The sequence below is a fragment of the Nocardia concava NBRC 100430 genome (genome assembly GCF_000308815.1).
In the GTDB taxonomy this organism is placed as follows: Bacteria; Actinomycetota; Actinomycetes; order Mycobacteriales; family Mycobacteriaceae; genus Nocardia; species Nocardia concava.
Map to the genome: position 1 here is coordinate 17,927 of NZ_BAFX01000197.1, position 13,163 is coordinate 31,089.

Here is a 13,163-nt window from a genome sequence, read left to right on the forward strand (position 1 = left end):
TTCGTCGGCCAGCGACGTGCGACCGCTGTGGGGCAATGCGGGGTTCTGGGGCACAGTGGCGTCGTGTGGTGCGTCGGGGTTGTGGAGTGGGGTGGGTTGGTCCGGCCGGTGGGGTGGGCGGGGCCGGTCGTCTATGTCGACCATGGGTCACCGGCTTCCGGCGACGATGGAGGTGATGCGGACCTGGCCGTCGCGGGTGGTGGAGGTGGTGATGACCTGTTGCCAGGTGGTTTGGGTGCCGTCGGGGTGTTTCTCGTCGACGGTCACGTTCCACTGGTCGGGGCTCGCGCCGGTGATGGTGACGCAGTGTTTGGTGTCGGCGGGGGTGGCCGCGATGGCGTCGCGGGTGGCCTGTTCCGGGGCGACGCGCGCGTCGGGGGCGAGCAGGGCGCGCACCGCGGCCGCGTCGCGCTGGACGTACCAGGCGTATTCGAGGCGCATGATGACGCCGGGCCCGCTGCCCAGATCGCCCGCGCTGGCCCCGCTCACCCGGTCCGGCGTGCTGACCTCCTGGCACCACGCCACCAGTCCCGGCTGGTTCGCGGAGGTCGTCGTGGGCGCGACCGCGGTGGCGGTCACCGGAACCGCCTGGGGCGCGGGCGAATCCGCTGGTCTGACCACCAGCCACACCACGACGGCCGCGATCACGAGCACCAGCGAAGCTCCAGCTATCGCGATGGCGCGGGTCCGGATCCGCAGTCGCCGCTGCGTCTGCGCCGCCCGCCGCCGCGCCTCCACAACCAGCGCCGCCATCGGATCCTCGGCCATCAATTCATAAGGACTGACGGCCCTCTCGCGCTCACCCCCGCGCTCGCCACCCTCCCCGGCCCACGAGGCCTCGTTCAACCACGAAGCCCACCCCGGCGTCCCCGCCGCCGCAGGCGCGACCTGCCCACTCCCGGAAGGCGCGAGCGCAGGCATAGGCGGCCGCCCAGCCCCCAGCCCCGCCCGGTCGCGACCATCGCGACCCACGTCGCCGCTGCCGCGACCCGTGTTGTCGTTGCCGCCACCGCTGCGACCTGCGTTGCTGTCGCCGCTACCGCTGCGACCTGCGTTGCCGTTGCCGCCACCGCTGCGAGCCGCGTCGCCGCTGCCGCCACCACTGGGGCTCGCGACGCTACTGTCGCCAGCGTTGCGACCGGCGTTGCCGCTGTTGCGATTACCGGGGCTCGCGTCGCCTCTGTCGCCAGCATTGCGAACGGTGTTGCCGCTGTTGCGATTACTGGGGCTCGCGTCGCCTCTGTCGCCAGCATTGCGACGGGCGTTGCCTCGGTCGCCACTGCTGCGCTTGGCGTCGCCTCCGTCGCCCCCGGCGCGACCAATGTCGCTTCTGTAGCCTTCGTCGCCGCTGTCGTCGCGGCGTGTGAATCCGCCATCGGCTCGGCGAGCCGACGTGGCGTCGTCTCCACGAGGCCGCTCCTTGTTGTCCCCGTGCGCTTTCGGACGCGACCAGTAATTGGGGTCGTCACCCTGAAGCGACGAGATCCTGCGCGGCCCAGTGTCCTCACCGATGTCGCCCGGTGCGCCGCCGCCGAGTTGACCTGCGCCCGAACGAGTTGGAGAGCCGCTACCCGCAGGCAGGTCGGGGCCGCTGCCGGTGGGTTGGTTGGAGCTGGTGCCGGATCGAGAGGCATCGCCGATGGATTGGCCGGTGGCCGGTCCGCTCAGCGGGGTCCCGCCAGCTGGTTGGCCGGTGGACGATCCGCCCAGCGGGGTCCCGCCAGTTGGTTGGGCAGTGGACGATCCGCCCAGCGGGGTGTCGCCAGTAGGTTGGCCGGTGGCCGGTTTGCTTAGCGGGACATCGCCGGTAGGTTGGCCGGTCGCCGTGCCGGTTGGTTGACCGGAGCTGCCGCCGGGTTGCGGAGTGTCGCCGGTCGGTGTGCCGGGGTTGGTGCCGGTTGGCGGCGCGGCGGTCGTCGGTTGGGCGGGACCGGTGCCGGGCCGGGCGGCATCGCCGGTGGGTCGGCCCGTGGACGGTCCGAGTGGAGGGGTGTCGCCGGTGAGGCGGCGGGTGGTCGATCCCGTGCGGCCGGTGCCGCCCAGGCGCACCGTGCCTGTTCCGGGACGTGGGGTATCGCCGGTGAGGCGAGCCGTGCCGGGCCCCGGGCGCGGGGTGCCATCGGTGGATTTGCTTGTGCGCGGGGCGGATCGCGCGGTGTCGCCGGTGAGGCGGACGGCGGGGAATCCTGCCCGGGTTTTGGCGGCACTGGATTCGGTGGGGGTGGCACCGGATTCGGTGGGCGCTGCCTGCGGGGTCGAGTCGGCTGGTTCGGATTCGTCGGATATCGGATTCGAAGCTCCCTGCGCGGCACCGGGAGTGGTGGGTGCCGTGTCCGGGGCGGCGGGAATGGCACCGGATTCGCTCGGCGATCGATCCGCCGCTGAGTCGAGGGTGTCCGACTTCGGTTGTGCCGCAGACGTCGCGGTGCGGGCTTGAGCCGAGGCGGGCCCGGTGCGGGCCGAGTCGGATGGCGCCGCCCGTGAGGCGGGTTCCCCGGAGGTTCGCGGCGGCGCGGGTTCCTCGGAGGTTCGCGGCGGCGCGGGTTCCGTCGAGTTCTGCGCCGCCGCGGGTTCTTCCGAGTTCTGCCGCGCTGCCGCCCCCGTCGAGGTTTGCCGCTGTGCCGGTTCCGGTGAGGTTCGCGGCGACGCGGGATCAGGCGGGGTGGGGGTGAGGTCGGTGAAGTCGGGGGTGGGCTCCGGGGTGGGGGATAGGTGGTCGGGGGAGTCGGCGGGGGTGTTGTTCGTGGTCACGGCGTTGCCCGTGTTGTTTCGGTCACGCACCGGGCGCGGCGGGTTGTAGCGCGGCCATGAATGCATCCGGGGTCAGCGCGGGCATTTGCGCCACCGCCGTCCGGAGCGAATCCACCTGTGTGTTCACGGCTTCCGCGACCTGATCCACCACGGGCGCGGCCTGCGGCAGCACCGCGCTCACCTGCTGACCCACGGCCGTGACGGCCTGCTCGACCACCGGCGCCGCGGCCTCCACCACCGGCTGCACCTGCTCGACCGCGGTCACGGCCTGCTCCACCACTGGCGCGACGGCCTCCACCACGGGGGTGGCCACCTGCGCGATCGGCGCGGGCACGCCGGGCAGATTGGCAATCGCCGAAACCGGCTGCACCGCGGGCGAACCCGTTGCTCGATCGGCACTATTGGCCGGGTCCGAACCCGGTACCTGCGCAGCGGCATCGATCAGCGATGGGACATTCGCCGGAGGTTGGGGGTTGTTCTGCGGTGATACGAAGCCGCCCCACGCACCGCCGAAAATGGTGCCCGCTGTGGCACCAATCAATACTCCGGGCACGCCGAGGGCCGCTGCGCCGAGGGCACATCCGGCAACGCCGCCAACCACAGCGCCGACAGGGGCTCCAACGCCCGCCGTCGGAACGCCGCCGATCAGCGCACCTGCGAGCGCGCCCATCGCCGCGCCAGTGGCGCATCCACCAGCGACGCCAATCGCCGCAATCGCCGGTGCGCCTGCGACGCCGCCGAGAATTCCGCCAGCCAGTGTCGAGGCGGCTCTGCGATCGGATTCGTCCTTGGGCAAGCCCAATCCGTCATAGGCTGCGGCCAATTGCCATTCGGCCATGTCGACATAGGCTTGCGCCTTGTCGCGCGTCTTAAGATCGACCCAATCCGGAAGCGCGAGACTATTGGTGCCCAACCGGAGCTGATGCGGGTCAGCTGGCATTACTTCCGGCGCATTCGCCTGCTGGTCAGGTTGCGTAGCCTCCGGTTGCGTCGGCTGGACCTGCGGCTGCGTCTGCTGGGGCTGGATGATCGTGTCCTGCTGCGGCTGGGTTTGCTGCTTGGGCCGCGGCCGGTTCGGGGGAGCCACCGGTGGGTCCGGAATCCAATCCGCCGGGCTGGGGGCCGAATTCGCCGGCGGCTGCGGGGTACTCAATCCCGGCTGCCCATCCCCCGGAACCGCAAGCCCCGGCTGCCCCGGAGCGGCGGCCGCAACCCCTTGGCCCGCAACCAACGCTATGGGCAACATCGACAACAGGATCGAAGTTCGCTTGTTCTTCATATCCCCAATTCCCATTCACCGAATGGACAGCGACGGGCTCGCGACCCGAATGTCCCGGATGCCAGGGCCTTTCGCATCACGGGGGCCATCCCTACCACCGGCCGACCGCCCAGGTGGCCCATCGGAACCGGGTCGGCCCCGATGATCCGTCATGAAACCCCACCACCTGCGATGATCGTGTTGCGGCCCTGATCTTACCCGGATCGTGAAACCCCACAACCGGTTCCGTGACAGGAGTGACGAATTGTTAAACCCAACCGAGCCTGACTCGTAGGATCAACCGGATCCTGCCCCCGGCATCCGATCTCGCGCCACCCCAACGCTTCTCGATCACCCCGTGATCTACCCGAAGGAATCCCCATGCGCGCCAAGCCAGCACACTACGCGCAAACATTCGCCACCCAGGCGGCCGCACTATTGCTGACGGCCTGCGCGCTCACCGCCTCTGCCTGCGGAGTCGGTGACAACAATGCCTCCGGCCCGAAGACGACGACGGTCGATCCGGCCCGCGCCCCCGCGAACGTACGCTGGGAAAACTATCAGGGCGTCCAGCTTCCTATCGGCGACCATGACGGTCCCAGCAAACTCGGCACCACGGCCGCGGGCTACTCGCACACTCCGCAGGGCGCGGCGCTGGCCGCCATCAACCACAGCACGCGGCTGTCTCTAGCCCCTGACGGTGTCTGGCCACAAGTTGCCGCCATCTCCCTGATTCCGGGTCCGGCCAAGGACTCCTGGGTCCTGGCCCGAGCCCAGGTCTCCGTCACCGCCCCCGCCGATCCGGTGGTCGCCCCCCGCATCACCGCCTACAAGATCACCAACTACACCCCCGACCGCGCCGACCTCACCGTCTACGCCACCTACTCCGACGCCAGCATCAGCGCGACGGCGGAAACCGTCCTCTGGGTCTCCGAGGACTGGCGACTCCTCCTCCCCGACCCCGCCGCCAAAACCCAGACGGTCCAATCGGTCCCCGCCATCCCCGCCGACACGGTCAAACTGGAACCCCCGAAATAGCCGCTAACCCACCAGCTTCAACCCGATCACGCACGCCACGATCCCGCCGAGCAGAAGCAGCTTGACCGCACTGACGGCAGCCCCACCGGTAGCCATCGAGTAAACAACGGTCAGCACCGCCCCGATCCCCACCCACACGGCATAAGCGGTCCCCACCGGCAGCCCGCGCATCGCATAGGCCAACCCGGCCATACTCGCGATCAACGCGGCACCGAACACAACTGTCGGCCCGAGCCTCGTGAACCCTTCCGACTTCCCCAGAGCCGTGGCCCACACTGCCTCGAAAACCCCGGACACGACGAGCACCAGCCAAGACATGACAACCTCCGAAGGCCGTCTTGTCGCACACCGGGTACGGCTCCATCGTCCGGGTCCCAGATCGGGACTACCTACAAGATGGCAAACATCCAGCGACCGGGGCAAATTCCGTGCTGGTGATCTCCGCCTCCATCAACGGAGATCACCAGGTCACTCACCGGAAGAGCCCGATAAACCGATCCCACTGCTCCCCGGAGAACACGAGCGCCGGGCCTCCCGGATCCTTGGAGTCCCGCACGCCGACAATGTGAGCCCCATCGCCCACAAAGGCGACCTCGACGCATTCCGATGCATCGGCTGACTTGGAGGACTTGAACCATTCGGCGTCGCGCAGACTGTTGATCATGTCGCGTACTCCTTCGCGGTGGCGGACAGCAGGTCTCTGGTGTCGTCTTCACTCAAAGCTACTCGTCTGAGGTCGGTGATCGCTCGTCTGAATCGGTCGATCACGTCGGTCTGATCCAAATACAGTGCGCCGACGGAACCTTCGACGTAGACGACTGGAGGCTCAATGAGATGGTTTGCGAAGGGCGGAAATTCAAGCAGGGTGAACGACTGGACGGCGAAACCGGCATGGGTGCCGGCGGCGAAGGGCACCACCCGGATGGAAACGTTCTCACGATGCCCGATATCAGCCAGGTGTAGCAACTGGTCCCGCATCGTCGCCGGGCCTCCGAGTCCGTGCCGAAGCGCGGCTTCCGACAGCAGTGCATCGAAGCGAAACTCCTTGTCGGCGAGTCGCTCCTGTCGCCGCGCGGCGAGTTCCAATCGGCGTTCCATGTCGACGGCCGAAAGATCTGGATGTGTGGCCTCCGTCAGACTGCGCCGGTATTCGGAGGTCTGTAGGAGCCCATGAACCATTACCAATTGGTGCGTGGTGAGGTGATTGGCCGCAGTCTCCAGATTCAGGTAGTGGTCGAAGTGCGGTTTGAACTGGTCGCTGTAGGACCGCCACCAACCCTTTGTGTTGCCAAGCGCTTTCGACACCAGATCCTGTTGCTTCACCTCTTCCCACAGCCCCAGCAGCTCATCTCGTTCGGAGCTGGGGTTCGCGACGCCGTAGAATTCGAGCAGGTCACGTATTTGAGCCGTTGATATTTTGACCCGCTGACCATCTTCCATGCGACTTATGCTTTGCGGAGACATCTCGGCGACACGGGCAGCGACGAATTGCCCCTTGCCTGCTCTTAATCGGAAGTTGCGGAGACTTCGCCCGAGTGCCCTTCGTGGAAGTGTTGATCCGGCCATTTTGTTAGCCTCGCTATCTGGGGAGCGCCGTACTGGAATAGGCCAAACTGGATGTCCAACGAATTCGATGGAATTGCGCTCTTTGATAGTGCCAATTGCTGCCGCCTGATGTCTACTGGGTTTCGGCGCGCCACACCGAATCTCGCAGAAGTGATTGCTAAAGGGAGCCTGAAATGTCCTGGGACGCTTGGGCGCTGCTGTCCATCATCGCGCTCTGCCTCACCGTGATCGCCCGCACCTGCTGGGACTCCTACCGGGTCAACCACCCCGGCAGCAGCGACACCCTCCGGCTCTCTTTATCCACCGGCGGTCATCTCGACATCCCCTGTCCACCAACCCATTCCACCGGCCGCCACCGCACACGACCCAGTAGGTGACCCCATGACCCCCGCCGAAATCGCCGTCCTCGCGGCCCTCCACCCCGACCGCACTCTCACCTGCCCCCAGATCCAGAAATCCGCCACCCTCAGCGCCCACCGCACCCGAACCGCTCTCTCCCACCTCCAATCCCGGGGACTCATCACAGCCACGTACCTCCGCGGCCACTACCGCATCACCCCCCGAGGCCGCGCCGCCCTGGTCACCAAAGGCCGCCGCTTCGGCGCAGCTGCGCCGGACACTCGTGGCCCGGGCGGCCTGCGCGATCAACCGAGCTGAGCCCGCACTATCGCCGGGGAGATGACAAGAAACTGCCTCTCGGGCATGGATAGTGCGGGATAGGCGCGGTTTCGCCCGCGCTGATACGTTGACTGCGATGGGAATTGTGAAGACCCTCTGGGAGACCGGGAGGGTACTGGGGGATGACGCGCTGTACCGTGCCGATGACACCGGCCTGGAGTTATTCGTCGAGGGGCCGGGGGCGTACCACCCGGATGCGGGCCAACCGATTCCGTTTCGGCTCGGTGAGCCGTTCGATGTGGCCGAGGACTTCGAGGCGGACGACCCATTCGAGGAGTGCTTCTGGGACGAGGTCGACGTCTTCTTCGACATCCCATTGCCGGACGGCTCCGGGCGGACGTGCGGCGGCGGCGCCGGCGGTATGGGCAATAAGGGCTTTCTCGCACGTCTCGACGCCGACGGCTCGTTGCGGTGGGTGGCCTACATGTACCTGTCCAACCCGTTCATCAACGTGCGCTACGAAGGCACGACCGCCATCTTCACCAACGACTGGCGCAACTGCCTGACCCTCAACCTGACGAGCCCCGCCCTCCTCTGACCCCGCCCGACCGCGTATCGGATCCTTATCCGCCGCTGATCGCCGGGTTCAGCGCTCGCTCGGTCCGGGGAAGGCGCAGGCCGGGGTGCCGCCGGGGAGACGGTGCCGGTTCTGCGCGACGAGACGGTAGACCACGGCGGCGACCCAGCTGAACGGTGGGATCAACATGACCGTGCCCAGCAGCCGCCAAGGCCGTGCGGCACGCCGCAAAAGCATTGCCCCCGCACGTGCTCCGGAGGCGCGACCCCCGTCACTGCCGATCCATTGCACAGCGTTTTCGACCTGCTCCTCCGTCAGTCCCAGAGCGGGTAGGTCGAGCCGCTGCCACGGGACGAATTCGACATCCGGCCGAATTCGATTCCGTATGCGATCGACACTGGCGGTGCAAAACGCACAGTCGCCATCGAATACCACGAGCGGCCGAGCCGCCGAGCGCAAGCCGAATACTGACTCCATCATGGGCCTTCCCGCCGTTGGGATCGCACCTCCAATCCTAGAATTCCCTTGGCCCCCAGGGAATCCCATCCACATCCGACGAGACCGAACTCACCCCGCCCACTCCAACATCAGCGCCGCCGAGCGGCACATCCTGGAGGGGAATTGATCGTAATGTCCGGCTTTTGCCTCCAGGATGTGCCGCTCGACGAATTGGGGGGTGCGAGGTTGGGAAGTGGGAGGGGGAGGTGGGGGATTCGGGGGAGGATTGTGGGTATGGGAGATGCGGGGGAAGCCTTCTTGGGGAGTGCGGCTGTTGCGGCGGGGGTGAGGACTCCGTGGGGGTTGAGGGGGTGTCGGAGGATTGGGCCGAATTTGTATACGGCACAAGAGGTTGAGTTGGATCTTCGGGGGCGGTTCAGGTCGGCTGTCTTGTGGGGTGGGGACGACGCGGTGTTGGTGAGGAGTTCGGCGGGGGTGATGCATGGGGCGCTTTGGATGGATGACAGGCCGGTTGAGATTGCGGTGCCGCGTCGGACGCGGGGGCTGGAAGGCGTGCTGGTGCATCGGGATGTCATTGCCGAGGACGAGGTTTGCCTGGTGGATGGATTGCGATGCGCCACTCCGGTGCGGACGGTGTACGACCTCGGGCGATCGGTCCCCGGTGACCTTGCCATCGCACTGATCGATTCGATCTGTCGTGCAACAGGAGTCAAGCTCGAAGAGGTCGAAGAGTTCACGACGCGGTATCCGGGAGCACGGAACTGCCGGAGGTTGCTGAGCCTGCTGCCATACGCGGACGCCGGCGCGGAATCCATCCCGGAGACCATGACCCGCCTACTGCTGCACCGATCGGGCCTCCCGAAACCCGAGACCCAGATAGTCGTCTCTCACCACGGAGCATTCATCGCCCGCCTCGACATGGGCTACCGCAATTGGCAGGTAGCCATCGAATACGACGGCGCCCAACACTGGACCGATCCCCGCCAACGCACCCGAGACCTCGACCGCCACAACGACTTGGCAGCCCTCGGCTGGCTCGTAATCCGAACCAACGCCACCCTCCTCGCCGCCCACCCCCGAGACCTCGTCGACCAAGTCCGCTCCGCCCTCCTCGACCGCGGCTACCGCCCCTAGCCTGCCGAGCGGCACATCCTGGAGGGGAATTGATCGTATTGTCCGGATTTCGCCACCAGCATGTGCCGCTCGATGGGGGGGTGGGGTGGGGGATGAGTATCGGGGGCTTATTTGGCGGCAATTCGGGCGGGGTAGCTTCCGAGATGGGTGCGCCCAATGTGGTGGTGCACCAGCGATATTCGTACAAGGGGGGCTGATGATGAACCGTCCATACCCGTATGCCCGGCGAGTCGAGGGTGGGATTCTCATTCCGAAGGCGGTTCACGGGCCAGGTGGGATCATCGGGGACGGGCATGAGATCGTGGGGCCGGAGGATCCGCGTTATGCCGAGTTGGATCGCTTTCTGCGGGAATGGGATTCGAAGACTACCGAGGAGCCGGATGCTCCCTTGGATGAATCGCGGTTGACGAAGCGGCGGTGGTGGTCGCGGCGCCGCTGATCACCTGTCAATGGCTCAGTTGGTGATTCCGCTCGGGTTGAGTTCCCAGAGCTGGATCGTCTTGTCGCGGGCTGAGGTTGCGATCAGGCGGCCGTCGGGGCTGAAGGCGGCGCGAGTGGTGATGGTGTCGTGGGTGATGGTGTGGAGGCAGGAGCCGGTGTCAGGGTTCCAGATTCGGATGGTGTTGTCGCCGGTCACGGTCGCGAAGAGTCGGCCGTCGGGGCTGAAGGTAAGCGACCGCGCATCCCCTCGAGCGCTGTTGGCCTCCTTCGAGGCATGCGCGGACCTCCGCCAGTCGCGGTGACGAAAGGCACGTGAACGTATTGCCGCGCGGATGTCCCACAGAGCGATGTCGCCATCCATATCGATGGTCACGAATCGATCTCCACGCGGATCCCACTCCAGCCAGAATGCCCGGTTCGTGGTTATTGCTCTGAACTGGTCTTCCCCGTCCGTATTCCAGATCCGGATCTCCCCTTCGCGCCTTGTGGTCGTGGCGAGAAATGCCCCATCGGGGCTGAATGAGCACCGTGCGAAATCGTAGGTCGAGATGACCGCCCGGGGATCGCCGCCACTCTGGCTGTCGTACAACAACACGCGCCCCTCGTCGAGCGTGGCGAGCAGTTTGCCGTTCGGGCTGAACCGAACTCCGTGCACCGCGCCGATATTCGCGAGCTGTGCTACCTCATCGCCCGTCGCGGCGTCCCACAGCTTGGCCGCACCCTGGCCGACGGCGGTGGCGAACCTGGATCCATCGCGTGTGAAGTCGATATCGTGGCAGGTGGAGCGGCTCTCGATCACTTTCCGGCGGTTGAAAATCAAGTCGGTTCGAGGCACGACTCGGCGGCCATGCCGTACCGGGAGAATTGGCCGGCCCGAGAGGTCCATGACAACGGCCCTGCCGTCACTACAGACCAACCCCAGGTGTTCGCCGAACGGGGAGAATGTTAGTGCGAGAACCGGTGCCGGTGCCTTGATCGTTCTGAGGCATCTAGGGTGGAGTTCCACCTCGGACACACCATCTGGTGCCTGCGGGCCGATGACTGGTGGCTCGATAACAAGCGGTGAACTCCTCGCCCGCCTACGAACCGGACGCGCCTCGACGGGTGCGATGGGAGCTGAACTCCACTCCGCATTACGGGCCAGCGCGAGTTCGGCGGCGGTGTTGCGGCCCGTAGCGCGTGGGCGGGGAAATCCCGCACTCCGGAGTGCCGCGTCGAGAAGCGCGAAAAGCCGTGTGAAGGTCAGGAATTCACCGCCGTGTGGATCGCCGGTACGCAAAAGGCGGAGCATTGTGCCGGTGAAGGCCGTGCACCCGTCGGGCCCATGGGCAGCGGCGAACCTGGTGGCGGCCGTCAGGACGTATGCGCCTTCGATCTCGGCGTAACTCCGAAGCGCCTCGCCCTCACTCTCTCCGGCGAGTGCACCATGGCCGAACGCCTTGCCGCTGTGGCAGCAGTCGAGGATCACCACTTTTACTGCGGCGCGAGAGGATCGGATGTCGTCGCGGATCACCGAGTAGGGCAGCGTCGAGTAGCCCGGCCGGCGTAGGGATGACGCGCGGTGGGTGAGCGCCAGTTCAGTGCTGTCGTTACCGATGGTTACGCCGTGCCCGGAGTAGTAGAACAGCAGGAGGTCCTCGGCCGCCTCTACAGCGGGTTCGAGTGCCCGGGCGAAGTCCTCCGGGCCATCCGGATCGACCAGTACCTCGATGTGGGTGAGGTTGGTCAGCTCCCGCAGCAGCGCTGCGAACCGCGTCAGGTTCTCGGCGACCTGCGGTACCGGGGCGAAGCCGGAATCCTCCGCGTACGTGGATGTTCCGATCAGCACCGCCCGCGAGCGTTCACTGTGGGGGAGCCGCATCCCCCGGTTCCTGACCGTTGTCGTCGACGGGTTCCGCACCCTCGAGTCGCTTCTGCTCCGCCGAAACCTGCTCCAGCGCCTGCCGAACCAGGTCCTCGGAGACCTGCCCGTTCACCGAGATCGACTTGTCTCCGATCTTCAGCGTGAATTTCGTTCTGCGAGTGGACAACCAGTGAGTCACGCACGCCGTGACCGCGCCCATCAGCGGCGCGGATTCCACGACCAGCCGGATGATGTCCTCGGCGCCCAGCACATCCGGATCCGGCGCCCCGCTGACCAGTTGCTTGCGGACCACGCGCAGATCGTCGTCCTCCACGATCGCCTCGAACAGCGAACCCAGCTCGCCGACATCATCCTCGGCATCGGTGATCGAGATGGTGATCGAAACGGCCACGTGCATCCTCCCCGCGAACAGTGTCCCGCAATTCTAGGTCGCACCCACGGGCTGCGCGTTGCCGATCCAACCCTCGGATTCCCGGGTGAGACATTTCGGGCCGGGGCGCCATGTGGCGACCCGGCCCGAAATGCGCTGCGGAAGCTGGACGGCTATGCGCCGCGCTGGCAGATGCCGTTCAGGATCGGGATCGCGGCGCCGATCATCGAGTTGTCACCCGACTCGAGGGCGCTGGCGTAGTTGTCGATGGCCCACTTCTCGTCACCGGTGGCGTCGAGGGCGCGCAGGCGGTTGGCGGCGTCCTTCAGCTGCGCGCCGTACGGGCCCAGCGAGCCGTAGCTGTTGCTGATGTCGGCGGCGCCCTGGCAGGCGGGGGACAGGGCGTAGGCGTTGCCGGCGGGCAGCACCAGCAGGGCGCCCGCGGCGCTGGCGGCCATCACGGCGGAGGACAGGATCTTGCGCATTCATTCACTCCCGAGTAGCTCGTATGACGTTAGCGACATCGAGTCTGCCTGATACACAGCCGGAATCGATCATCGACGTCCGCGGAACGGCCCGCCGCCGCCAGAATTAGGGGAAATCCCCCAACGCTCCGCCGAGTGGCACACCACCGAGGGATATGCCCGATCTGCCCGCGCCGGCGTGCCACTCGGCGGACTAGCCTTGCCGGGGTGAATGCGCCGAAACTTCGTGTGTCCGAGGCGAGTGGCCGGACGCTGGACGACCCGACCGACACCCAGGTCTACGACCTGTTCGCGGATCTGAACGCGCGCTGGAGCTTCGCCATCGTGGACCGGCTCGACCGTGAACCGGAGGGGCAGTTCTACTTCCAGGTCCGGCTCGATTATGTGGATTCGGAGGGGTCCGTGGACTACGAGGTCGAGTTCCGGGCCGGAAGTCCGGTCGAGCACTACGCCGCGCGAATCAGCGGGGCGAACGGATTCGCGGGAATGGATCTCGTGCACAAGGTGTATCGCGCGTGGCGGGCGGACGACCCGGCGTTGCGAGACCTGGTGTCGTGGGCTCCGGTGGACTTCGACTGAAGCCATGGGCTGAAAAGCGTTGT

15 protein-coding genes and 1 riboswitch are annotated in these 13,163 nt (G+C 66.6%); of the genes, 6 read left to right on the top strand and 9 right to left on the bottom strand.

Features of this window, described 5'->3' with window-relative positions; genetic code table 11:
* Window positions 1–147: 147 nt before the first annotated feature.
* Together ON43_RS43155 and ON43_RS45300 are read right to left on the bottom strand one after the other, a co-directional pair.
* On the bottom strand, window positions 148–768 hold the full coding sequence (locus ON43_RS43155; protein ID WP_051179914.1) for a DUF8176 domain-containing protein: 621 nt from the start codon (window positions 766–768) through the stop codon (window positions 148–150).
* A gap of 2,005 nt (window positions 769–2,773) precedes the next feature.
* Window positions 2,774–4,030, bottom strand: a complete 1,257-nt coding sequence (locus ON43_RS45300) for a hypothetical protein (RefSeq protein ID WP_157514366.1) — start codon at window positions 4,028–4,030, stop codon at window positions 2,774–2,776.
* Between the two features lie 360 nt (window positions 4,031–4,390).
* On the opposite strand from ON43_RS45300, the gene ON43_RS38500 reads away from it, so the two are divergent.
* Entirely contained in the window at window positions 4,391–5,047 is a 657-nt protein-coding gene (locus ON43_RS38500) for a DUF8175 domain-containg protein (RefSeq protein WP_051179915.1), read from the top strand.
* 3 nt (window positions 5,048–5,050) lie between these two features.
* On the opposite strand, the gene ON43_RS38505 is transcribed toward ON43_RS38500, so the two are convergent.
* The 3 genes from ON43_RS38505 to ON43_RS38515 form a co-directional block, all read right to left on the bottom strand.
* Entirely contained in the window at window positions 5,051–5,365 is a 315-nt protein-coding gene (locus tag ON43_RS38505; protein WP_040815629.1) for a DMT family transporter, read from the bottom strand.
* Window positions 5,366–5,374: 9 nt separating this feature from the next.
* A riboswitch (guanidine-III (ykkC-III) riboswitch) is annotated at window positions 5,375–5,438 on the bottom strand.
* An 81-nt stretch (window positions 5,439–5,519) separates the two neighbouring features.
* Window positions 5,520–5,711, bottom strand: coding sequence for a DUF397 domain-containing protein (locus ON43_RS38510; protein WP_040815630.1), 192 nt, complete (start codon window positions 5,709–5,711; stop codon window positions 5,520–5,522).
* The gene (locus ON43_RS38515) at window positions 5,708–6,613 is read right to left on the bottom strand and encodes a helix-turn-helix domain-containing protein (protein WP_063712714.1); all 906 of its coding nucleotides are present in this window, start codon (window positions 6,611–6,613) and stop codon (window positions 5,708–5,710) included. The genes ON43_RS38510 and ON43_RS38515 overlap by 4 nt, the downstream gene beginning before the upstream one ends.
* Before the next feature lie 173 nt (window positions 6,614–6,786).
* Here ON43_RS38515 and ON43_RS45305 point away from each other — a divergent pair, with 173 nt between their 5' ends.
* From ON43_RS45305 to ON43_RS38525, 3 genes are all read left to right on the top strand, one after another.
* Window positions 6,787–6,990 (top strand): hypothetical protein, encoded by a 204-nt coding sequence (locus tag ON43_RS45305; protein WP_157514367.1) that lies wholly within the window; start codon window positions 6,787–6,789, stop codon window positions 6,988–6,990.
* A 4-nt stretch (window positions 6,991–6,994) separates the two neighbouring features.
* Complete coding sequence (locus tag ON43_RS38520; protein WP_040815631.1) at window positions 6,995–7,270, top strand: hypothetical protein; 276 nt, start codon at window positions 6,995–6,997, stop codon at window positions 7,268–7,270.
* Window positions 7,271–7,367: 97 nt separating this feature from the next.
* Window positions 7,368–7,829: a hypothetical protein gene (locus ON43_RS38525; RefSeq protein WP_040815632.1), complete on the top strand. Its 462-nt coding sequence runs from the start codon at window positions 7,368–7,370 to the stop codon at window positions 7,827–7,829.
* Window positions 7,830–7,877: 48 nt separating this feature from the next.
* On the opposite strand, the gene ON43_RS38530 is transcribed toward ON43_RS38525, so the two are convergent.
* Complete coding sequence (locus tag ON43_RS38530) at window positions 7,878–8,360, bottom strand: thiol-disulfide oxidoreductase DCC family protein (protein ID WP_306304995.1); 483 nt, start codon at window positions 8,358–8,360, stop codon at window positions 7,878–7,880.
* Window positions 8,361–8,789: 429 nt separating this feature from the next.
* On the opposite strand from ON43_RS38530, the gene ON43_RS45310 reads away from it, so the two are divergent.
* Window positions 8,790–9,401 (top strand): endonuclease domain-containing protein, encoded by a 612-nt coding sequence (locus tag ON43_RS45310; protein ID WP_157514368.1) that lies wholly within the window; start codon window positions 8,790–8,792, stop codon window positions 9,399–9,401.
* A gap of 454 nt (window positions 9,402–9,855) precedes the next feature.
* On the opposite strand, the gene ON43_RS38540 is transcribed toward ON43_RS45310, so the two are convergent.
* The 3 genes from ON43_RS38540 to ON43_RS38550 form a co-directional block, all read right to left on the bottom strand.
* Window positions 9,856–11,670: a caspase, EACC1-associated type gene (locus ON43_RS38540; protein WP_167333497.1), complete on the bottom strand. Its 1,815-nt coding sequence runs from the start codon at window positions 11,668–11,670 to the stop codon at window positions 9,856–9,858.
* A gap of 13 nt (window positions 11,671–11,683) precedes the next feature.
* The gene (locus ON43_RS38545; RefSeq protein ID WP_157514369.1) at window positions 11,684–12,097 is read right to left on the bottom strand and encodes an effector-associated constant component EACC1; all 414 of its coding nucleotides are present in this window, start codon (window positions 12,095–12,097) and stop codon (window positions 11,684–11,686) included.
* A gap of 152 nt (window positions 12,098–12,249) precedes the next feature.
* Window positions 12,250–12,561, bottom strand: a complete 312-nt coding sequence (locus ON43_RS38550; protein WP_040815635.1) for a hypothetical protein — start codon at window positions 12,559–12,561, stop codon at window positions 12,250–12,252.
* 207 nt (window positions 12,562–12,768) lie between these two features.
* Between ON43_RS38550 and ON43_RS43160 the strand changes: the two genes are divergently transcribed.
* Window positions 12,769–13,140, top strand: coding sequence for a hypothetical protein (locus ON43_RS43160; RefSeq protein WP_157514370.1), 372 nt, complete (start codon window positions 12,769–12,771; stop codon window positions 13,138–13,140).
* Window positions 13,141–13,163 lie beyond the last annotated feature (23 nt).